At 64.5% G+C, this 21,516-nt stretch carries 21 protein-coding genes; 9 read left to right on the top strand and 12 right to left on the bottom strand.

The genetic code is table 11. The features are described 5' to 3' along the window. Positions 1 to 8 precede the first annotated feature (8 nt). Positions 9 to 839, top strand: coding sequence for a lysophospholipid acyltransferase family protein (locus NA29_RS21640; RefSeq protein ID WP_039393064.1), 831 nt, complete (start codon positions 9 to 11; stop codon positions 837 to 839). 87 nt (positions 840 to 926) lie between these two features. On the opposite strand, the gene NA29_RS21635 is transcribed toward NA29_RS21640, so the two are convergent. From NA29_RS21635 to NA29_RS21610, 6 genes are all read right to left on the bottom strand, one after another. Further along, positions 927 to 1,955 (bottom strand): symmetrical bis(5'-nucleosyl)-tetraphosphatase, encoded by a 1,029-nt coding sequence (locus NA29_RS21635; protein ID WP_039393062.1) that lies wholly within the window; start codon positions 1,953 to 1,955, stop codon positions 927 to 929. A 95-nt stretch (positions 1,956 to 2,050) separates the two neighbouring features. Next, positions 2,051 to 3,142, bottom strand: a complete 1,092-nt coding sequence (locus NA29_RS21630; RefSeq protein WP_039393061.1) for an MraY family glycosyltransferase — start codon at positions 3,140 to 3,142, stop codon at positions 2,051 to 2,053. Beyond that, positions 3,136 to 4,290 carry a glycosyltransferase family 4 protein gene (locus NA29_RS21625; RefSeq protein ID WP_039393060.1) on the bottom strand — a complete coding sequence of 385 codons (1,155 nt, stop codon included), beginning with the start codon at positions 4,288 to 4,290 and terminating at the stop codon, positions 3,136 to 3,138. Before NA29_RS21625 ends, NA29_RS21630 begins: the two co-directional genes overlap by 7 nt. Before the next feature lie 7 nt (positions 4,291 to 4,297). Continuing rightward, positions 4,298 to 5,440 carry a glycosyltransferase gene (locus tag NA29_RS21620; RefSeq protein ID WP_039393059.1) on the bottom strand — a complete coding sequence of 381 codons (1,143 nt, stop codon included), beginning with the start codon at positions 5,438 to 5,440 and terminating at the stop codon, positions 4,298 to 4,300. Then, the gene (locus tag NA29_RS21615) at positions 5,437 to 6,570 is read right to left on the bottom strand and encodes a glycosyltransferase family 4 protein (RefSeq protein WP_072633354.1); all 1,134 of its coding nucleotides are present in this window, start codon (positions 6,568 to 6,570) and stop codon (positions 5,437 to 5,439) included. Before NA29_RS21615 ends, NA29_RS21620 begins: the two co-directional genes overlap by 4 nt. A 28-nt stretch (positions 6,571 to 6,598) precedes the next feature. Continuing rightward, complete coding sequence (locus NA29_RS21610; protein ID WP_039393057.1) at positions 6,599 to 7,825, bottom strand: oligosaccharide flippase family protein; 1,227 nt, start codon at positions 7,823 to 7,825, stop codon at positions 6,599 to 6,601. Between the two features lie 336 nt (positions 7,826 to 8,161). Between NA29_RS21610 and NA29_RS21605 the strand changes: the two genes are divergently transcribed. The 4 genes from NA29_RS21605 (at position 8,162) to waaA (ending at position 13,049) form a co-directional block, all read left to right on the top strand. Beyond that, positions 8,162 to 9,559: a phosphomannomutase/phosphoglucomutase gene (locus tag NA29_RS21605; RefSeq protein ID WP_039393055.1), complete on the top strand. Its 1,398-nt coding sequence runs from the start codon at positions 8,162 to 8,164 to the stop codon at positions 9,557 to 9,559. A 266-nt stretch (positions 9,560 to 9,825) separates the two neighbouring features. Beyond that, positions 9,826 to 10,809, top strand: a complete 984-nt coding sequence (gene waaC / locus NA29_RS21600; protein ID WP_231965201.1) for a lipopolysaccharide heptosyltransferase I — start codon at positions 9,826 to 9,828, stop codon at positions 10,807 to 10,809. A gap of 5 nt (positions 10,810 to 10,814) precedes the next feature. Then, positions 10,815 to 11,738, top strand: coding sequence for a Kdo hydroxylase KdoO (kdoO, locus tag NA29_RS21595; protein ID WP_052252305.1), 924 nt, complete (start codon positions 10,815 to 10,817; stop codon positions 11,736 to 11,738). Positions 11,739 to 11,741: 3 nt separating this feature from the next. Continuing rightward, positions 11,742 to 13,049 (top strand): lipid IV(A) 3-deoxy-D-manno-octulosonic acid transferase, encoded by a 1,308-nt coding sequence (waaA, locus tag NA29_RS21590; protein ID WP_052253114.1) that lies wholly within the window; start codon positions 11,742 to 11,744, stop codon positions 13,047 to 13,049. A 92-nt stretch (positions 13,050 to 13,141) separates the two neighbouring features. Here the strand turns inward: waaA and NA29_RS21585 are convergent, their stop codons facing one another. The 4 genes from NA29_RS21585 to NA29_RS21570 all read right to left on the bottom strand — a co-directional run bounded on the left by NA29_RS21585 (position 13,142) and on the right by NA29_RS21570 (position 16,666). Continuing rightward, positions 13,142 to 14,683, bottom strand: coding sequence for a TolC family outer membrane protein (locus NA29_RS21585; RefSeq protein WP_084104024.1), 1,542 nt, complete (start codon positions 14,681 to 14,683; stop codon positions 13,142 to 13,144). A gap of 9 nt (positions 14,684 to 14,692) precedes the next feature. Further along, entirely contained in the window at positions 14,693 to 15,016 is a 324-nt protein-coding gene (locus tag NA29_RS21580) for a rhodanese-like domain-containing protein (protein WP_039393054.1), read from the bottom strand. A gap of 147 nt (positions 15,017 to 15,163) precedes the next feature. Then, on the bottom strand, positions 15,164 to 15,832 hold the full coding sequence (locus NA29_RS21575) for a protein-L-isoaspartate O-methyltransferase family protein (RefSeq protein ID WP_039393052.1): 669 nt from the start codon (positions 15,830 to 15,832) through the stop codon (positions 15,164 to 15,166). Between the two features lie 129 nt (positions 15,833 to 15,961). Beyond that, complete coding sequence (locus NA29_RS21570) at positions 15,962 to 16,666, bottom strand: TetR/AcrR family transcriptional regulator (RefSeq protein ID WP_052252304.1); 705 nt, start codon at positions 16,664 to 16,666, stop codon at positions 15,962 to 15,964. 97 nt (positions 16,667 to 16,763) lie between these two features. On the opposite strand from NA29_RS21570, the gene NA29_RS21565 reads away from it, so the two are divergent. From NA29_RS21565 to NA29_RS21550, 4 genes are all read left to right on the top strand, one after another. Next, positions 16,764 to 17,546, top strand: a complete 783-nt coding sequence (locus tag NA29_RS21565; RefSeq protein WP_052252303.1) for an SDR family NAD(P)-dependent oxidoreductase — start codon at positions 16,764 to 16,766, stop codon at positions 17,544 to 17,546. A gap of 73 nt (positions 17,547 to 17,619) precedes the next feature. Further along, positions 17,620 to 17,883 (top strand): YkgJ family cysteine cluster protein, encoded by a 264-nt coding sequence (locus NA29_RS25585; protein WP_039393050.1) that lies wholly within the window; start codon positions 17,620 to 17,622, stop codon positions 17,881 to 17,883. Between the two features lie 123 nt (positions 17,884 to 18,006). Next, positions 18,007 to 18,627, top strand: coding sequence for a DUF1439 domain-containing protein (locus NA29_RS21555; protein WP_084104291.1), 621 nt, complete (start codon positions 18,007 to 18,009; stop codon positions 18,625 to 18,627). 79 nt (positions 18,628 to 18,706) lie between these two features. Then, the gene (locus tag NA29_RS21550; protein WP_039393047.1) at positions 18,707 to 19,549 is read left to right on the top strand and encodes an undecaprenyl-diphosphate phosphatase; all 843 of its coding nucleotides are present in this window, start codon (positions 18,707 to 18,709) and stop codon (positions 19,547 to 19,549) included. A gap of 93 nt (positions 19,550 to 19,642) precedes the next feature. Here the strand turns inward: NA29_RS21550 and trmB are convergent, their stop codons facing one another. Further along, entirely contained in the window at positions 19,643 to 20,440 is a 798-nt protein-coding gene (gene trmB, locus NA29_RS21545; RefSeq protein WP_039393045.1) for a tRNA (guanosine(46)-N7)-methyltransferase TrmB, read from the bottom strand. A gap of 224 nt (positions 20,441 to 20,664) precedes the next feature. Then, positions 20,665 to 21,516, bottom strand: coding sequence for a DUF2894 domain-containing protein (locus NA29_RS21540; protein WP_084104289.1), 852 nt, complete (start codon positions 21,514 to 21,516; stop codon positions 20,665 to 20,667).

The following is a 21,516-nucleotide window of genomic DNA, read 5'->3' as shown; positions in this document are numbered from 1 at the left end:
CGATTGCCGTGCTGTTGATCAAAAAACTTCGTCTTGGCCTGCATCTCGCGCGCGGCATGTTGACTGCAGCGACGTTGTTTCCATTTCTGTCGCAGCCGCAGAAAGATCGTCGCATCCGCGCGTGGTCGCAGAAGCTGCTGAAACTGTGCGGCATGCGTCTGGAGGTGGAGCAGCATGCGCCGGTGCCGGAAGGGGGCGTGATGCTGTTGTGCAATCACGTTTCTTGGATCGACATCTTTGCGCTGAATGCGTGGCAACCGGTGCGTTTCGTCGCCAAGGCGGAGATTCGCCACTGGCCGCTGGTCGGCTGGTTGTGCGTGCAGACGCGTACGATCTTCCTGCAACGCGAGCGGCGTGCCGATGCGCGCCGCATCATGCATTACCTGGCCGATTGCCTGCGTGACGGCGACGTCATTACCGTCTTTCCTGAGGGCACGACGACGGACGGCCGCAGTCTGCTGCCGTTTCATGCGAATTTGTTGCAGGCGCCGGTCACGACGGGCAAGCCGGTCCAGCCGATGTGCCTGTTCTATACGGACGCGGCAAGCGGACGCCACACGATGGCCCCGGCCTATATCGGCGAGACGAGCCTGATCGAATCCATCGACATGATTTTGCGCGCGCCGCCGATGACGGTGCGTCTGTCGATCGGCGCACCGCAATATCCGAAGGACGGCGAGCATCGTCGCGAGTTCACATTGGGCGCGCAGCAGGCCGTCGGTGCCGCATTGCAGGGCTTCCTGCCCGAAGCCGTGTTGCCGGAGAGTGGCTCGGTCGGTTCGCGTGCGTCGGGACTGGGTGACGACGAAAGCGATGCCGTGCAGGCGGTTCAGGCCTGACCCGGAAGAACGAAATAAGAAACGGCGCCTATGGGGCGCCGTTTTCGTTTGAGGGGGCGGGGGCGTATCGAACGTTCGCGGCGTCGATCACTGGGCTTTGCGCTTCGACCCTTTGTCGCCTTTGTCAGCTTTTTCAGCTTTGTCGGCCTTATCTGCCTTTGCGGCTTTCTCCAGCTTGCGCGCGGCCTTTTCGACCTTGCCGAACTTATCCAGCTTTTCGGCTTTCGCGGCCTTCAGTGCGTCCTCGGCCTTGTCGGCCGTTTTCATCTTGCCGCGTTTCTTGTCGGCGAAGGCAAGCGGGTCGCGAATCTGCGGGCAGTCGATCTGAATCAGCTCCCGTCCGGCGGGTGAGTCGGCGAGTTTCACCGCCGTGAGCTTGCCGCCCCAGACGCAGCCTGTGTCCAGACCGAGGATGTTGTCGCGCATCACCAGCCCGAGCGCCGACCAGTGCCCGAAGATCATCGTGACGCCTGCCGTGCGGCGGCCCGGGGCATCGAACCACGGCTTGAGCGTCTCGGTCGAGGCGTCGGCACCTTCCTTGATCTTGAAGTCGATCCGTCCGTCGGCCGAGCAAAAGCGCATACGCGTGAGCGCGTTGATCGTGAGACGGCGGCGGTCTTCGTCGCTCAGGTCAGGCTGCCACTGATCGGGCTGATTGCCGAACATGCGCGAGAGGAATGTCTTCCAGTCGTCGCCGCGCAGTTGTGTCTCGACATCGCGCGCGAGCGAGACGACCTGCTCGGCATCCCACTGCGGCAGCACACCGGCGTGCACCATCAAATGCCCGCGGGCGAGATGGGCCAGCGGTTGACGGCGCACCCAGTCGATGAGCGCGTCGCGGTCGGGCGCGTTGAGAATGTCGTCGAGGGTGTCGCTGCCATGCGCCTGACGCACGCCTGCGGCCACAGCCAGCAAATGCAGATCGTGATTACCGAGCACGGCGGTGACGCGCTCACCTAATGCGATGACCTGGCGCAGTGTATCGAGCGAGCGCGGGCCACGATTGATCAGATCACCGGCAAGCCAGAGATCTGCGTCCTGGGGGAGGCGCTCGAGCAGTTGTTCAAACGACGTTTGGCAACCCTGGAGGTCGCCGATGGCATAGATGTCACGCATCGCAATGGTGGCGCTGTCTTGTCTTGTTGTCCCGATCGGGGGATTCCGTGTGCCGCGGCCGCGCGCCTTATCAGGCGCGTCGCCCCCGTGGTCATTCATTTCTTGTAGATCAGCCAGCGCGGCACTTTGAAGCGAACGATGCTCAGGTACAGCCACACATACGTCACCATGAAGGCGACGCAGCATAGTGCGAGCACCACGCTATGCCGCCAGAAGACCGTCGCCGGGATCACTGCCAGCAAGCATAGCAGCCAAAGGTACGGAGAGGTCAACGAATTGCGCTGCGTGAGCGCACTCGCAGTGCGCGCCCCGGCGGCCCAGCGCATCAGTCGTTTGTAGACCAGCATATGCAGGTGGACACCGTCGGGAATGCCGGGCGACATGCCGCGAACGAAGCGCTTGCGATAGATCGAGAAGCACACCTCGAACGCCGGGTAGATCACCATCAGCGCGGGATACCAGGGCGAGACCTGCGGGTTGCGCATGACCAGCAGCACGGCGATCTCGGCCAGCATGAAGCCAAGGAAATAGGCACCGCCATCCCCGAGAAAAATCAGTCCGCCGGGGAAGTTGAAGATGAAGAAACCCAGGATGGCGCCCACCATGATCATCGACGTGGTGAGCACGATGGGGTCCTGCACCTGGAAGCCGACATAGCCGAGCGACGCGAACATGATCATCGCGACCATGGCGGCGAGTCCGTTGAAGCCGTCGATGATGTTCACGGCATTAGCCATGCCCGCCACGCAGAGCACGGTGAGCGGCACTGACACGGCGGCCACGATCAGGGCGCGGTCGACCGGGCCGATGTCGATGCGGGTGATGTGAATGTCGAGCACGAGCCATGCGAGCAATGCAGCGAACATCGTGCAGACGAGGCGCACTGTTGGCGAGACCTTCTTGGTCAGATCTTCGATGAAGCCGGACAGAAACGCAGGCAGGCCGCAGGCGACGAGCAGCAGAATGTCGCGCGACACCTTGGGGTAGGAAAAGCCGAGTGCGGTGGCCGCGACGAGCAGGCCGGCGAGAATGCCGACACCGCCGATGCGCGGCACCGGGCGCACGTGAAACTTCTGCACCCCGGCGACATCGCTATCGCCGGAGAAGCGGGCGTGAACGTGCGCATAGCGGACGATCAGCAGCGTCGCGACGAACGACACGACGAGGGCGATGGCAAGACTCAGCATGATACGGAAAGGGATCCGAGAATCCGAAAATACTCTGCAATGACGACATGTTCGTCGAATTCGCGCGCTACTTTAGCACGCCCGGCGTCGCCCATCTGCGCGAGCTCGGCCGAGGATGTCCCGGCCACCGCGCGCAGACAGGCAGTCAACGCAGCGGCGTCGCGCGCAGGCACGAGATGCCCGGTGACACCGTTGTCGATCACATCGCGGCAGCCCGGCACGTCGCTTGCGATGAGCGGTCGACCCATCGCACTGGCTTCGAGCAACGTGCGCGAGAGGCCTTCGCGGTACGACGGCAGCACCACACAATGGGCGTTAGCGATGAGCGGTCGCACGTCGCTGGTCGTGCCGAGGTACTCGACGATGCCTTCGCGTTGCCATGCCTCGACTTCGCCACGTGAGATGGCCGTGGGGTTCTCGACATCTGCCGCACCCAGTATCTGGAATGTGACGTGTGGCATTTGCGCACGCAGCGTTCGCGCGGCTTCCACGTACTCCAGCACGCCTTTGTCGCGCAGCAGTCGCGCGATGAGCAGAAACCGCATCGGCGAAGGGGGCTGATCGGGCGAAGTGTCGGATGCTGGCCACGGGGCCTTGGCGAAGTGCGCGAGGTCGACGCCTTCCCCCGGCAGCAGACGTGTCTTGCCGAGCGCGACGAGTCCGCCATCCACAAAGGCACGATGGTCCTCGACGTTGAGAAACCAGTTCTCGAGCGTGTGACGGAACGCCACGCGGTAGAGCTGACGCGCGAGTCGCGTCGTCAGCGATTCGCGAATGAAGACATAGCCGAGACCGGTCGTCATCGACACGGCAGGGATGCGCGCGAAATGTGCGGCGATGGAACCGTAGATGTTCGGCTTGATGGTGTAGTGAAAGACGACGGCGGGCCGCACCTTCCGGTACAGCCGATAGAGCCGCCACATCAACCCGAGGTCCTGCACCGGGTTCTGACCTTTGGCTGCCATCGGCACACAGTGGACGACACAACCCATTTCGGCGAGCCGTGCGGCAAATTCGTCGTCGGGCGCGGCGACGTGCACCCGGTGGCCTGCGGCGAGCAACGCGGCGATGGGGCCACGCCGGAAGTTGTAGATCGACCAGAAGGTGTTGGAGCAGAGCAGGACCGGAGATGCCATTGACGTTGCCATGACGAGATCAGTAGCCCGCGCGCCGCATGGCGCGCAGGTGCGAATAAATGTCGAGCCATCGCGTCACGATGGCGTCGAGCGAGAAGTGCGTGACGATGCGTTCGCGATTAGCCGCGCCGAGGGTCTGACGTGCTTCGGGACTGGCGCGCAGTTGGCGAAGCAGGGCGTCACCGAGGGCTTGTGCATCGCCAACGGGCACGAGCGTGTTGTTTGCGTCGCCGTGTTGCGCATCGCCCAGCAGTTCGCGGACCCCGCCGCAGTCCGTCGACACGACGGGCAGACCGCTCGCCATTGCTTCACCGACCACGAGCGGCAGCCCTTCCCACGCGGACGACATGACGTACACGTCGGCAGCTTGCATCCATTGCGCGATGTCGTTGCGACGGCCGAGCAACGTCACGGCGTGCGTGAGGCCGCAGGCGTCCACTTGCGCCTGCACAGACGCGCGCAACGGGCCTTCGCCCGCGATGAACAGTCGCGCTTCCGGCATGGCGTTCGCGACGTGCGCGAAGGCGTCGATCAGCGTCGGATAGTCCTTCGCTTCGACCATCCGTCCGGCGGCGAAAACGATGGGCGCGCCAGCATCCGGCAATACGTCGGACGCATCGCGCCAGGCAGCGCGCGCTTGCGGGTCAGGATGGTAGCGCCCGGTGTCGATACCATTGGGCATGCTGACGATGCGCGCGGCGGGCACGGCCCGTTGTGCGACGAATGCGGCGACAGCGTCGTCGCTTACATTGGTCGTCAGATCCGTCCATCGATCGGTCAGCCGATAGGCGAGCATGCGCGCGCGGCCGCCTTCATTGCGGCTGTGGGCGCTCGTCACCAGCACAGGCACGGGCGCAAACCATCGGGCGACACGTGCTACCAGGTTGGCGTGGACCATATGGGCGTGCACGACATCCGGCCGCCAGGTCCTCAGATACGCCGCAAACCGGGCCAGCGCCCCGATCAGCGACCCCGGCGATTTGCCCGCCTTCAGTTCGACGAGCGTGAACTGCGGCGACGTCGGCAGCGCAATGGCGCACGGGCCGGTCAGCGAGACGAGGGTGACATCGTGGCCACGTGCGAGAAACCCCCGCGCGAGATCGGCCACTTGCGTTTCCGCGCCGCCGAGTTGCAGCCCCGTCACGAACAAAACGATCTTCATCGCGTGGCCCCCGCAGCGGGGAGGTCGTTGGGCACATCGTCCGCCCAGAGCGCTTCCCAGCGCTCGGCGATGGCGTCCGCACGGAAGTCTTGAGCGTGCACGTAACCGGCCAGCCCGAACTGACGGCGCAGCGCGGCATCGCCGATCAGTCGACGCAGCGCATCGGCCAATGCCGGAATATCGCCGTCGTTCACGACGAAGCTGTCGACGCCGTCATGCAGCAAGGCGCGCGGTCCGGCGTCGGCCGCGAAGGCGACGACGGGCAGCGCATACGCCTTGGCTTCGAGCAGCACCAGTCCGAAACTCTCGCGTCGCGACGGCAGACAGTAGATCGACGCGCGCGCATAGTGCTGCGCGATGTCGGACACGGCGGGCAGCAGCCGGACGGTGTCGCCAACGCCAGCGTCGCGTGCCTTCGCGAGCAGATCGTCACGCAACTCGCCGTCGCCGACGATCTGCACCTGCCAACCCGGCGCGTCGGCGGCGATGCGTGTCCACGCATCGATCAGGCGATCGAAGCCCTTATCGGGGATGAGACGGCCAACGGCAAGAATGCACCGCTCGTCGCCGTGCACGGGCGGCGCGCCGGGCATCGAAATGCCGAGCGGATTGGCCACCGTGACGAAGTGCGCGCGCGCGTCGGGATGATGTGTCTGCCAGGCGCTGCGGTCTGCATCCGTGAGCACGACGACCGCGTCGTAGCGACGCGCGGCCAGCGCACGCGCCCATCGACGTGCGCGACGGCCGAGGTCGCTCGCATACGTGCTGTGCTCCCAGGCGATGCGCCGCAGTGGCAGGCCGAGCGTTGCGGGCACGGTGAAGAGCGCGAGCATCGGATCGACGTCGATCATCACCTCGATGCCATGTTCGCGAACATAACGCCGCACCTGTCGCACGATGGACAGGTAGTGACGTTTGAACGCCAGGCGTGCGGCGAACAGCGCGTGATGCGTGACACCGGGTGCCAGCGGGAAGACGGGCGTATGGCCCCACAGCGACAGCACGTGGACGCGATGCCCGCGTGCGGCGAGCGCGTTGGCCAGCGTGGCGCTCGCGCGCTCGGCCCCGGCGAAAGCGGCGAGCGTGCCAGTGAACAGGCAGATCGTGCGTGCGGTGGGCAAAGGACTCATGACATTTGAGCCGGAAGTCGTCATCGTCTCAATCCCGCCGAAGCAGCCACACGCCGAGCACCAGCGCCGCAGCGTAGCCCGCGCCATAACCCAGTGCCCCGGCCAACGCGCCGAGCTGCGGTGCCAGACCTCGCACGACGGCGAACGCCACCACGGCCGCGCACAGCCATTTCGCGATCACCCAGCGGCCTGCGCCGCGACGCACGAGCGTGAGGTTCAGGGCGGCGTTTGCAAACACGAGAATCCCCATGAGCGCCGAGACACGCAGGATCTGCGCCGATTCTGCAAACCCCGCGCCGTAAATCAGATGCACGATCCACGGCGCGAGCACGGCGATCGGAATGGCCAGACTCGCACCGGCGGCGACCATGAGCCAGACGGCGCGGACCGTATTACGTCGCGCCGTCAGGTTGTCCATTGTCTGAAAAATCAATTGGGGCGCGAGCGAGTTCGCAATGATCGGTGCGACGAGCACAAAGTTCTCCGTGACCTGCATGGCGGCCGCGTAAGCCCCCAGTTCCGAGAGCGGAATGATCGGCTTGAGCACGAGCTGGTCGATGCGCTTGAACAGCATCATCAGCATCAGCCCGCCCCAGAAGGTCGACCCGCTCGCCAGCAAGTCGATCAGCAGACTGCGGCTCCAGACGACCGCTGTCTTCGGCGAATGCCGCAGGTAGTAGCGTACGAGCAGCGCGGCTGCCAAGACCGCCTCGACGGCGTAGACGACAGCGAAAGCCGCCACGCTCGCATGGGTGATGAACAGCACTGCGACCAGTGCGAGCTTCACGAACAACGCGCAAAGGTTGGCCGTCACACTGGGACGGTTGAACGTGCGGGCTTGCAGCCAGGCGATCACAATGCCCGACGGCTCACGGAACCACAGCGCAACACCGAGCCAGAGCGCCACGACGACCAGATCGGACTCCGCAAAGCCAACGACGTAGATCGTGAGGATCGTGTAAGCGACGGCCGCTGCCGCCAGCCGCAGCACGAACGCATGCGCGATGACAGTGCGCTGTTCGTCTTCCTGCTTGCCGACCAGTCGGGGCACCACGACTTCGCTACCGCACAGCAGCGTGAGCGACGCAGCGAGAAACACGAGCGATTGCGCGTACTGAAACAGGCCGAACTGAGCCGCACCGAGACTGCGGGCGAGCAGGCCGGAGACGGCAATGCCGCCGGCGATCTGTGCGCCGCGCTCGGTGAGCATCCAGAGGATGTTGCGAAAGATGGTCCGATAGGTTCGGTAGGGCATGGGGCGCTCGCGCGTCTCACTCGTTCTCGAGATAAGCAAAACCGGCCTTATGAGGCCGGTGCGGTGAACCGAAACTGGGACTGTCGGCGCTTGTCGGTCGGCGCGGCTACGGTCGGTAAGGCGAAAGTAGGCGCTGGCTGACAAGGGTTTGGGGAAATGCCGCAGTGCGGCGAAGTCCCGTATAATTTTAGCGTAATGCAGCCGCTCCCGGCCGGGCTTCCCGCCGGGATTTGCGTTTGTGACGCTGGCGGCCCCGATAGCTCTTTTTTGACGCTTGACGGCGATGTTCGCCGACTGCTCAGCTTTCTCCCCCTCGTTTCCGAGAGACTCTTTCCCATGACGCAAACCACGCAAGTTTCGCCTGCGATTTTCAAGGCTTACGACATTCGCGGCATTGTCGGCAAGACGCTGGATGCCAACGTCGCGCACCTGATCGGACGCGCTTTCGGCACGGCGCTGCGACGCGAAGGTGGCAATGCGGTCGTCGTTGGCCGTGACGGCCGCCTGTCTGGCCCCGAACTCGTCGGCGCACTGTCCGACGGCCTGCGCGCCGCCGGCGTCGATGTGGTCGATATCGGCGTCGTCGTCACCCCGATGGTGTACTTCGCCACGAACGTGACGCTGCATGGCCGTGTCGTCGACTCCGGCATCATGGTCACGGGCAGCCACAACCCGCCCGACTACAACGGTTTCAAGATGGTGCTGCGCGGACGCGCGATCTACGGCGATGCGATTCAGGGCCTCGCCAAGCTGATCGAGGCGCAGGACTTCGAAACGGGTCAGGGCACCTACACTGCCGACGAGATCGGCGAGTCGTATCGTGCGCGCATCGTCAACGATGTGCATCTGGCGCGTCCGATGAAGATCGCCGTGGACTGCGGCAACGGTGTGGCGGGCGCGTACGCCCCGGCGCTGTTCCAGGCGCTCGGCTGCGATGTCATCGAACTGTTCTGCGACGTCGACGGCACGTTCCCGAACCACCATCCGGACCCGGCGCATCCCGAAAACCTTCAGGACCTGATCCACACGTTGCAAACGACCGATGCCGAAATCGGTCTGGCGTTCGACGGCGACGGCGACCGTCTCGGCGTGGTGACCAAGGACGGTCAGATCATTTATCCGGACCGTCAACTGATGCTCTTCGCCGCGGAAGTGCTGAGCCGCAATCCGGGTGAGAAGATCATTTACGACGTGAAGTGCACGCGTAATCTCGCGAGCTGGGTGCGCAAGCACGGCGGCGAGCCGCTGATGTGGAAGACGGGGCACTCGCTGGTCAAGGCCAAGCTGAAGGAAACCGGCGCAGCGCTCGCTGGCGAAATGAGCGGCCACGTGTTCTTCAAGGACCGCTGGTACGGGTTCGACGACGGTCTGTACACCGGTGCGCGTCTGCTCGAAATCCTCTCGAAGTCGGCCGATCCGAGTGCTGTGCTCAACGCGCTGCCGAACTCGATTTCGACGCCGGAGTTGCAAATTCCGCTGGCCGAGGGCGAGAACTTCGCGCTGATCGACAAGCTGCGCGAGACCGCCAAGTTCGACGGCGCGCAAGATATCGTCAAGATCGACGGCGTGCGCGTCGAGTATCCGGACGGTTTCGGTCTGGCGCGTTCGTCGAACACCACGCCGGTCGTGGTGCTGCGTTTCGAAGCCGACAGCGACGCCGCCATCCAGCGCATTCAGGACGACTTCCGCCGCGCGATTCTGGCCGTCAAGCCCGACGCCAAGCTGCCGTTCTAAGGTCGTACGGCCGTTTGAACTTGCGCCGTATGGCCGCCTGAAGGGTCACCTGAGCGTCACCGGGCCGTCGTTGGACGATGGCCCGGAATGGCCTGGTAAGGCGGTCGTCGCATAGTGCATGGATGGGCGCGGGCGTCAATCATGATTGGCGGGCCGGGACGGGGTAAAATCGCGGTTTTGCTCACGAGGCCCGGCCGAACCGCCGGGGCGTTCGGTTGCAGGTTCTGATCGTCAAAGTCTCGTCGCTCGGCGACGTCGTCCATAACATGCCCGTGGTGCAGGACATTCTGCACCGGTATCCCGACGCCCAGATCGACTGGGTCGTGGAAGAGGGATTCGTCGACCTCGTCAAACTCGTGCGCGGTGTGCGCCGGGTCATTCCGTTTGCCTTGCGCCGCTGGCGCAAGAAGCCGCTCGCGGCACGCACCTGGCAGGAGATCGGTGCGTTTCGCCGCGCGTTGCGCGAAACGCCTTACGACTACGTCATCGACACGCAGGGTCTGGTCAAGACCGGCTGGATCTCGCGCACCGCGCGCGGTGCGGTCTGGGGGCTGGGCAACCGCACGGAAGGCGCCAGCTACGAATGGCCGGTGCGCTATCTGTATCAGCACATGGTGCGCATCGAGCCGCATACGCACGTGGTGACGCGTTCGCGTCTGCTGGTGGCCGAGGCGATGGGCTTCAAGGTGCCGGGCGAGATCGACTTCGGCATTGCTACCGAGCGGGCCGATCACAGTCAGTGCCCGGACCGTCCGTATGCGGTGTTCGTGCATGCGACCTCGCGTGACGACAAGACGTGGCCGGAAGACGACTGGGTCGCGCTGGGCCGCGATCTCGCATCGCAGGGATTCCTCATCGTTTTGCCGTGGGGCAGCGCTGCCGAGCGTGAAGTATCGTTGCGTCTGGCCGCCGCACTGGGCGAGCACGCCTGGGTGCCGCCGAAAATGAATCTGTCGCAGGTTGTCGGTCTGATCGATCGCGGAGCGATTACCGTGGGCGTGGACACCGGGCTGGTACATATCGCCGCAGCGCTGAACCGTCCGACTGTCGAGCTATACAATTTCAGCACCGCGTGGCGCACCGGCGGGTTCTGGTCGCCGCGCATCGTCAATCTCGGCGACGCCGAACACAAGCCAACGCTCGCGCAGGTGCGCGATGCCGTGCATGCGCTGGCACCGGCGCTGACTTCGTCGCCGAAGTCGTCGCCTGCGGATGTGTCGGGCGGTACTGCCGCGTCTGAGGAGGACTGAATCGCATGAATCAAAACCCCCAAGCTAACGACGCCAGCGAATCGAGCGCGAGCGGTCAGATCGTCACCGTCGCCTCGGGCGACTGGCAGGGCGCTCAGTTGTCGGTCGCGCGCGAGACGCTGGTCGCCGACGTCGAAGCTGGCAAGGTGCTGTACTTCCCGCATCTGGCCTTCGCCATCGACGCCGCCGAGCAAGCATTGCTCGATCCGAAGATCGCCGATCCGAAGCGCAAGAACATCAGCCTCGATCCGAAGACCGGCGTGCTCGTAGGCGTCGCCGCAGACGACGCTACGCAGCGTGCCGTTCACGCGCTAGTCAGGCGCTACTACACGCAGGCGTGCAGCCTGATCGACGGCCTGATGCCGGAGTATCGCGGCAAGCTGCGCGCCGCACCGACGAGCCTGCGACTGCATCAGGTAGAGACGCGTCAAACCTCGTGGCGTAAGGACGATAGCCGTCTGCACGTCGACGCCTTCCCGTCGCGCCCGAATTACGGCGAGCGCATTTTGCGCGTGTTCACCAACATCAACCCGGCCGGTCAGCCGCGTGTGTGGCGCGTGGGCGAGCCGTTCGAGGATGTGGCGAAGCGCTTCCTGCCGAAGGTGCCCACTCAGTGGCCCGGCTCGGCGTGGTTGCAAAACGCCGTGGGCATCACCAAGCGCCCGCGCAGCGGCTACGACCACATCATGTTGCATCTGCACGATGGCATGAAGGCCGACATGGGATATCAGCACGACGCGGACCAGCAGACCATGCCGTTCCCGCCGGGCAGCGTCTGGATCTGCTTCTCGGATCAGACGTCGCATGCGGTGATGTCCGGTCAGTTCATGATGGAACAGACCTTCTTCCTGCCCGCTGACGCGATGGTGCACCCCGAGTGCTCGCCGCTGGCGGTATTGCAACGTCTTACGCATCGCGCGCTGATCTGAATGTTGCTGCGTCTTATCTATCGCGCGCTCTGGTGGATCGTCGCACCGCTGGCGGTGGTTCGCCTGTGGTGGCGCGGCCGGTTCGAGCCGGGCTATCGCCGTCACATCGGCGAGCGTTTCGGCTTTTACAGCACGCCGCCGTACACCGGCCGTCCGCTGATCTGGGTGCATGCTGTCTCCGTCGGAGAGACGCGCGCCGCGCAGCCGCTCATCGATGCGCTGCTGGAGCGCTATCCGTCGCACGGCGTCTTGCTCACGCACATGACACCGACGGGGCGCGCCACGGGCGAAAGCTTGTTCGGCGATCGCGTGGTGCGATGCTATCTGCCGTACGACATGGTCGGTCCGATCCGACGCTTCCTGAAGCACTGGCGGCCGAGCGTCGGCATGGTGATGGAGACGGAAGTCTGGCCGAACCTGATCTTCACGTGCCGCGAGGACGGCGTGCCGCTGGTGCTGACCAACGCGCGCATGTCGGCGCGCTCGTTCCGTCGAGCGGCGCGCTTTGGCGATGCGACTAAACCCGTTTACGGTGGATTCAGTCGTGTGCTGGCGCAAAGCGATGCCGATGCCGAGCGCCTGCGCATGCTGGGGGCCAGCGACGTCGACGTGATGGGCAACCTCAAGTTCGACATGACGCCACCGCCTGCGCTGCTGGCGTTGGGCGCACGCTGGCGCGAGCGCTTCGGCGACCGTAAGGTGTGGCTCGCGGCGAGTACGCGCGACGGCGAGGAAGCGCAGGTGCTTCAGGCGCGTGCGATGCTCGCGTCGGCCTCTGACGTAGGACGTCGCTCGTTGCTGGTGCTCGTGCCGCGTCACCCGCAACGTTTCGACGAAGTGGCGGGGATGCTCGAAAAGGTCCGCCTCAACTATGTGCGCCGCAGTGCGTGGCCGGACGACGACACGCCGCTGCCCGCCGACGTCGACGTCGTACTCGGCGATTCGATGGGCGAGATGGCGGCTTACTTCTCGGCAGTCGACGTCGCATTTATCGGTGGCAGTCTGCTGCCGCTGGGCGGCCAGAATCTGATCGAAGCGTGTGCGGCGGGTACGCCCGTCGTGTTCGGGCCGCACATGTTCAACTTCACGCAGGCCAGCGAAAACGCACTGGCAGCAGGCGCGGCGCGGCGTGTAAGCGATGCAGGTGAGCTGGCGTCGACGCTGGCCGACCTGCTGATCAACGACGACAAGCGTCTGGCGATGCGCACGGCGGCGTTACTGTTCGCGAAGCAGCATCAGGGCGCAACCGCCCGTACCGTCACCGCCTTGGGACGCTGGCTCGATACCGGATTCGTCGCACCGCAAGAGTGACTCGATAAGACGTTGTAACGTCGACGTCGGAAAGCAAAAAGCCTCGCATGCCATACCGGTCATGCGAGGCTTTTTGCTTTATGCAGACGATGTTAGCGACGCAGCGGCGCTGTCGTGCCGGGACGCACGCCACGCGCCGGAAGACCCGTGCCTGCGTTTGCCGGGGCCGCATCGCGGGCACCGGCCATAGCGGCGGAGGCGTCTGGATTCTCGGTCAGCAGCGCGTTGAGCAACTGCAAGTCCGTATCGACGAGCGTGGCGGCGCTGGCCTTCAACTGGAGGCTGGAGAGCAGCGTGCTGTAGCGCGCCTTGGCGAGATCGCGCCGCGTGGTGAAGAGCTTGTCTTCAGCGTTGAGCACGTCGGCGTTGATACGAATGCCGACCTGATAGCCGAGCTTGTTCGAGGCGACCGACGACTGCGCCGATTGCTCGGCCGCTTCGAGCGCCTTCACCTGCGCCAGCCCGCTCGACACACCGAGGTACGACGTGCGCGCGCTCAGCACGGCCAGACGTCGTGCATCGTCCAGATCGCTTTGCGCTTTGTCTTCGAGCGCCAGCGTCTGACGCATCTTGCTCTGCACCGAGCCACCCGAGAAGATCGGGATGCTGATCTGAATGCCGATCTGCCCGGCCGAACTCGGCCCCGTACCCTGACTGGACGGACTGGACATCGCGGACGACAACAGGCTGTTGGCGTTGCCGACGTTCGAGTGCGCACCGGCCGCCACCAGATCGACGGACGGCATATAGCCCGACTTCGCCTTCGACGTTTCGCGTCGCGCGATTTCCAGCGTGAGCGATTGCAACTGCACGCCGTAGTTGGCTTGCTCCGCCTGCGTGACCCAGTCGGCGACGTTGTTCGGCTCAGGCGAGGGCAGTGTCGAACCGGCGCGCAGCGTAGCGAGCGAGCCGACCGGATGGCCGACGATGCGCGCGAACGCGGCACGGCGCACGTCGAGCGCGTTCTGTGCGGCGATTTCCTGAGCGGTGGCCTGATCGAAACTGGCTTGTGCTTCGTTCGAGTCGACGATGGTGGCATTGCCGACTTCGAAGTTGCGTTTGGCCGACGCGAGCTGTTCCGCGATGGCCTGCCTGTGCGTGCCTGCGAGGGCGAGATCGTCCTGTGCGGCGAGCACATCGAAGTAGGCCGTCGCCACGCGCAGGATCAGATCCTGTTGCGCCTGCGCGAATGCGGCTTCGGCGCTGGCGACCGTCAGCTTGCCCTGCTGGTATGACTGCCAGCTATCCCAATGGAAGAGGGGCTGCGTCAACGCGAGGCTGTAGCCGCTGCTGCCGAAAGTGTTCGAGATGTTGCCGGAGCCGTAGTGCGTGTTGACAGCCCCGTAGCGCGCTGTGACCTGCGGTAAAAGCGCGGCGCGGGCTTGCGGCAGCGCTTCGATGTTCGCGAGGTACGACGAGCGTGCGCTGGCGATGAGTGCGTCGCGGCCCTGGGCTTCGCTGTAGAGCTGGAGCAGGTCGGTCGCGTTCGCGGCGGCCGAGTGTCCAATGAGGGCAGCGAGCATCGTCGTGGTGGCGAAGACGCTCGCAGAGCGGGCATTGAGGATGCTGCGGGTGCGCTTTACGGGCGCACGCCCATCCGCGCGCAGTCGCGCGGCAAACCTCGGGGGGCGCATGGCCCTGACTCAGTAGGTCGGCATCGACGGATCGACCTGGCGTGCCCAGGCATCGATTCCGCCGTCCAGATTGAACATCTGGGTAAAACCTTGTTGTTCCAGGAACATGGCGGCGCGGGCGCTGCGCATGCCGTGGTGGCAAATGCACACGATGGGCGCATCGGTGTCGAGTTCGCCCTGACGCGCCGGCACGTCGCCGAGCGGCACGTTCTTGCTCTGGGCGATGTGGCAGGTCTGCACTTCCCAGTCCTCACGCACGTCGAGGAGCGTGGGTTGGCTGCGGTCCCCGTCCGCGAGCCACTGGGCCAATTGCGCCGGTGTAATGTTTTGCATGATGTTCTACGTGTGTCGAATCGATGGCGTCCGGCTCTCGTCAAGCCGCTTGTTCGTCCCCAAACGAACAAGCATGGAACCGGTCCGCTCGCGGCTTCGGGGGCGCGCCGTTCGCTATCGAAAGGCGCAGTCCCCGGCAGCCGGGCTTTAGAACTTGAAGCTCGACGGTTGCGGGGCGACCAGATAGGCCACCTGCGTCTCGAACAGGTTTTCGCGACGGAATTCGGTCTCGGACACGCGCGTGATGAGCACGGCTTCCATGACCGGGCTACCGCCCACGAACGCAGCCAGACGGCCGCCGACCTTCAGTTGGTTCTGGAACGCTTGCGGCAGTTCGGCCAGCCCGCCCGAGATGCAGATCACGTCGTACGGTGCGGCGGCGCTCCAGCCCTGCGCACCGTCGGCATTGACGACTTCCACGTTGGTCACGCCGTTGGCGCGCAGCGTCTGCTGGGCCGACTGCGCCAGGTTCGCGTCGAACTCGACGGTCGTCACGTGATGCGCGTTATAAGCCAGCAGAGCGGCCATGTAGCCCGAACCCGTACCGATTTCGAGCACGTTCTCGTTCTTCTTCGGCGCGAGCGCTTGCAGAATGCGCGCTTCGACGCGCGGGAACATCATGTGCTGGCTCTTGTTCGGGATAGCAGCGCCCGAGAGCGGCAGTTCGACGTCGGTGAACGCGATGTCGCGCAGTGCCGCCGGCACGAAATCTTCGCGCTTGACGACTTCCAACAGCTTGAGCACGTCCTGATCGAGCACGTCCCAGGGACGAATTTGCTGCTCGATCATGTTAAAGCGGGCCTGTTCGTAATTCATTTCGATTACTCGTGGGTAGTAGGCAAACACAACCCGGCATTTTACCAGTTCCGGGCGGCAGCCATGATGACGTGTGAACTTTTGCCGCAAATCGGCACGAACGCCGGGCAAATGTGACCGGCCCAGGGTTCAGGCGGCCTTGTCCGGTGGGATCGACAGTGCGGGCGAGTCCACCCGGGCCGCCGTGCCGAATTGGGCGACGCACTGCAAATACGCCCCGCACATCGTGGCCATCTGGTCGGCGATCTGGTGGGAGAGCGTCTCCGAGCAAGCGCCTACGGGCGCACGGTTCTCAAGAATGGCCTTGATCGGCCCTGTCATGGAGTTAAGGAAGACGAAGGCCACCGTCTCCGGGTCCTCGAAGCGCGCGTTGTGCGCGGTCTTCAACATGCCGACGACGGCCGCGTGCATCCGCGCAGACGCCCCCGCAAACACCTCACGCCCGTCCAGATCCTCTGAGAGCCGGTACAGCGCCTGCGCCTCTTCGATATCGCGCATCTTCGCGCCGACGTAAGCCTTCGCCAGTTCCTGCGCCATCGTTTCCAGCGGTTTGCCATGCGACGCCTGGCAAGTCTGCTCGACCGAATCCACGATGCGGTCGATGTGACGCTCCAGCACCGCGTAGAGCAGCACCTGCTTGTTCTGGAAGTATTGGTAGAGGGTGCCGACGGACACTCCGGCGCGCTCGGCCACCCGGGTGGTGGTCAGTTGACGCCCGCCATCGAGCAGCAAAACCTGAAGCGCGGCTTCGAAAATGGCGTCGATGGTGACCCGCGAACGCGCCTGTTGCGGCGATTTACGGGGCGTTGCGGGTGGTTGACCGGCCGGTTTCATATGCGAATAGAAAATCTGAAGGATTCTTCATAAACTCGATGCTAACAAATTTGCGTGCGGCCGGGCGCAGAACAACGGGAATTCGACGGGAGCAGTGATGAAACGGGACGCTATCGAAAATGCGGTACGCGCGGATGCCGAACGCCATCTGGGAAGAGTGGCGCTGGTGACGGGCGCGACCCGGGGAATCGGATTGGAAGTGGCGCGTGAGCTGGCTGAAGCGGGCATGACGGTGCTGGTCGGCGCGCGTGAGGAAGCAAAGGGGGACGAAATCGTCGCCCCGCTGCGCAAGGCGGGCTTTCAGGCAGAGACGCTGGTGATCGACTTGCTTCGCCCCGAGACGTTGCACGCGGCGGCCTACCGGATCGGGCGCTATCACGGACGGCTCGACGTGCTGGTCAACAACGCGGGCGTGACCGATCCGCGTGACGACACGCCGGAGAAGGCATCCATCGAGGCGGTCGAACGGGTCTTCCAGACCAATTTCTTCGGCACGTTGCGCGTCACACAGGCGATGCTGCCATGGCTGTCGCGCTCGGACGGTGCGCGCATCGTCAACGTGTCGAGCGGCCTGGGCTCGCTCGCGCAGAACAGCGATCCGGCGTGGGAGCATGCGGCGTTTCGGCAGATCGGGTTCAACGCGTCGAAGGCCGCGCTGAATATGTTGACGGTACAGCTCTCGCACACGTTACGCGAGACTTCGATCACGGTGAACTCGGTCGACCCGGGCGCACCGGGCGATCTCACGGTCGACGCGAGCGGCAAGCGCGGGCGTCAGGGGCTGGCCGAGGGCACGCGCAGCGTGGTGATGCTCGCGCTGGGCGAACGCGGCCCGGTGACCGGTGGCTTCTTCGATCTCTCGGGCACGCTGCCCTGGTAAATGCTTTGGTGGCGGCTGTGGTGGCGGCTGTGGTCAATGCCGAGGGAAGGCGGGTCGGGTAAAATCCGCCCCCATGAATTGCCGACCCCATTGCGCTGCCTGTTGCATCGCGCCTTCCATTTCGACGCCGATTCCCGGGATGCCTGACGGCAAACCGGCGAACACGCGTTGCGTGCAGTTGGACGACGCCGACCGTTGCCGTATCTTCGGCAGCCCGCAGCGTCCGGCCGTGTGCGGATCGTTGCAGCCCTCGGCGGAGATGTGCGGCGACGACCGCACGCAAGCCATCGCGTGGTTGTCGGAACTGGAGGCGCTAACTGCGCCGATGGCCGCCTGAAGCTCGCCAGCGCGAAGTGGGAAGCTGCCAGCGGGCAGCACCCGCGCAAACGTGAATTCCTGTCGTATCTGAGTGCTATAGTCGCGCGTGTCGGGCCTAATGCGCCCTGAAGCGGAACGTGAAATGCCGGGTAGCACTCATCCAGATCGTCCCATTCCTCAGCAGTGCGATGCGACCGCGTCGTTCACTGTCTCGCGCCGTCGCTGGTTGACGATGACCGGTGCGGCTGCGCTGGCTGCGGGCCTCGCCGCATGCGCAGGCTTGCCGTTCGGCAACGACTACACCTTCTCCGAAAGCCAGTTGCAGCGTGCGCTCGAACGCAAGTTTCCGTTCGACCGTCGTGTGCTGGCCGTGCTCGACGTGAATCTCACGCATCCGCGTCTGACGCTGCTGCCTGAGCGCAACCGTCTGGCCGTATCCGTCGATGCCACTGTGACGCATCCGCTGGGTGGCGCGCCGCTCACCGGCACGCTCGCCATCGACAGTGCACTTGCGTACGATCCGGCCACGCTGTCGGTCGTGCTGCGCGATCCGGAAGTGGAGACGTTCACCATCGACGGTCTGCCTGATCGCTGGTCGCGTCAGTTGAACGCGGCCGGGGCATTGATTGCAACGCAGTTGTTGCAAGGCGCGCCCATCTATACGTTCAAGCCCGAGCAACTCAACATCGGCGGCGCGATGCGTCAGCCGGGGGCGATCACCGTGCTCTCGCACGGCGTGAACGTCAAATTCGACGCGCGCTGACGTTGCACCGATTTCGCGCGAACACATCGCCTGAACCCACAAAAACTTCTTAATACACGACTCCTCAGGAACTCATTGCATGGACTTGTTGCTGGCCCTCAAAGCCGTCATTCTCGGTGTGGTCGAAGGTCTGACCGAATTTTTGCCGATCTCATCGACCGGGCACTTGATTCTGGTCGGCAGCCTGCTCGACTTCAACGACGAGAAGGGCAAGATCTTCGATATCGTGATTCAGTTCGGCGCAATTCTGGCCGTGTGCTGGGAGTTTCGCGCGAAGATTGCGCAGGTCGTGTTCGGGCTGGGCAGTGATGCAAAGGCGCGTCGCTTCGCGGTGAACGTGATCGTCGCTTGCGTGCCCGCCATCGTGCTCGGCCTGCTGTTCGGCAAGCACATCAAGGCGGTGCTGTTCAACCCGCTGGTCGTGGCGACCGCGTTCATCGTCGGCGGCGTGATCATTCTGCTGGTCGAGCGTCATAACCGTCGCAATGTCGAGGCGGGCAAACTGCCGCGCGTGAATTCCATCGATGAGCTGTCGACGCTCGACGCCCTGAAAGTCGGCTTTGCGCAATGTCTCGCGCTGGTGCCGGGCACCTCGCGCTCGGGGGCGACGATCATCGGCGGCATGATGTTCGGGCTGGAGCGTCGTGTGGCGACCGAGTTCTCGTTCTTCCTCGCGATCCCGATTCTGTTCGGCGCGACGATTTACGAACTCTATAAGTCGCGCTCCATGCTGGACGTCGCGGACTTCGGTCTGTTCGGCATCGGCTTCGTGTTCGCTTTCATCAGCGCGTTCATCTGCGTGCGCTGGCTGCTGCGGTATATCGCGTCGCACGATTTCACGGCGTTCGCCTGGTACCGCATCGTGTTCGGCATCGTGGTGCTGGTGTCGGCCTACAGCGGCCTCGTGGTTTGGGCTGACTGATCGTTAGCCTCGCTGAATGCAGCATGAAAAAAGGGCACCGAGAGGTGCCCTTTTTGCTGCCCGTCAGTACCGACGCGATGACGTCGATGCCGCTCAGCCGCGCTTGCGGAAGACGAGATCCCACACGCCGTGACCGAGGCGCAGGCCGCGGTTCTCGAACTTCGTCACGGGACGGTAATCCGGACGCGGCGCGTAATCGGCCGCCGTGTTCTCAAGCGACGCTTCGCCGCCGAGCACTTCAAGCATCTGCTCGGCATATTCCTGCCAGTCCGTCGCGCAGTGCAGGTAGCCACCCGGCTTCAGACGCGAGGCCAGCAACGCCACGAACGGCGGTTGCAGCAGACGGCGCTTGTGGTGACGCTTCTTGTGCCACGGATCGGGGAAGAACACGTGCACGCCGTCGAGCGAGCCTTCCGGGAGCATGTGCTGGACGACTTCCACGGCGTCGTGCTGAATGATGCGCACGTTCGAGAGCGGCGTCGTGCCGATGAGCTTGAGCAGCGCGCCCACGCCCGGCTCGTGCACTTCCACGCCAAGGAAATCATCCCCAGGACGCACCTTTGCGATGTGCGCGGTGCCGTCGCCCATGCCGAAGCCGATTTCCAGAATGCGCGGTGCGCCGGCGCGATCGAAGGCCGTCGGCCAGTCGAGCGTTTCAGGCGCGTACGGCAGCACGAACTTCGGGCCGAGTTCTTCGAAGTAGCGCTTCTGCGCTTCCGAGCTGCGTCCCGCGCGGCGCACGAAACTGCGGATGCGGCGCGGGTGCGCGACGCCGTCCGGGCCGACGTACGTGTCGTCGTCTTCCGAAGAGGTCGTTTGCGACGCGTCGAGTTCAGCGTCGTCGTGGGCCGGGAGCGCGTCGTCCGCCGGCGGTTGTCCGTGGTTCGTCATGGAAACAAAAAGCCGTCTGGAACGACGGCTTGTCGAGGAAGACTTCGGTGGGCGGTGCGTACAGCGCCCAACACGATGATTTTTCAAAGGATTTTCCCGCGCCTTGGCAGCGGGAATGGGCTCGATTATCCACCGGAACGCCCTTCACTGGCAAGTTGGCGCCCGCTTCGCGTCCCGGCGTGATGCTGCTTGATGCTATGTGACGTCGCGAGCGCGTGCCGCGGTCAGCGAGCCTTGGCGCGCGACGGTTTGGCGCTCGCGGCCACACGCGCCGCGCTCTTGTTGCCGAAGACACCCGTCGTTTCCATGTCTTCGAGCCAGGAGAGGGCGTCGGCGTGGCGAAGGAAGTGACGCAGATAGTCGGGCGACACGTCGTGCATGAGCGAGAGCGCCCGATGCACGAGATGGCTGGAATTGAGCGGTCCCGCGTTTTCGGGCACCTGCGCGAGCGACTGGCGCAGATTGCCGTCGGTGCTCAGCTTCGACCATGTCTCGCGGAAGTATTCGAGGACGTCGAGGTCTTCGAAGGCGTCGTCCGTCGCGATGACCGTCGGCGTGATGGCGACGGGAATCGGTGCGGGTTGGGCGACGATGCGCTTCGCGGGCGTGGTCGACGTTGTGGCCGATTGCGTGGGCGCGTCGGGGGCCTTCGCCGTGGGCGTCGGTACCGTCGGCTGAGCGCCACGTGTCGGCCTCGATGTCGCGGGCGATGCAGCCGACGTCGGCCTCTCGCCGGTGCCGATCCGTCGCGTGATGTCTGCCGTCAGCGTGACAAGCGGCGATGCTACGCGCGATGCTGCGGGATCTTCGGCGGAAGTCTCTGCCTCTGCGAGCGACTTCGCGAATTCGTCCATCAGCACCTTCAGACGCGCTTGAAGCACGCGCCGCACGTCGCCCTGATAGGTGAGCATGCGCGTGCAAAGCGCTTCGATGCGATGAAAGCGAGCCGGGTCGCGCTTGTCGGCACCGGCTTCACGCCATGCGGCGAGTTGGGCGGTGGTCGGATCGACATGCGACACGACAAGCGTGCCGTCTTCGATCACGTCGTTTGTTGGAGCGGGCGTCTGCGTGCTCAT

It is taken from the genome of Pandoraea sputorum, assembly GCF_000814845.2.
GTDB classification, from domain to species: Bacteria; Pseudomonadota; Gammaproteobacteria; order Burkholderiales; family Burkholderiaceae; genus Pandoraea; species Pandoraea sputorum.
The sequence above is the reverse complement of the archived record's forward strand: the minus strand, read 5'-3'. Positions and strand labels throughout refer to the sequence as shown.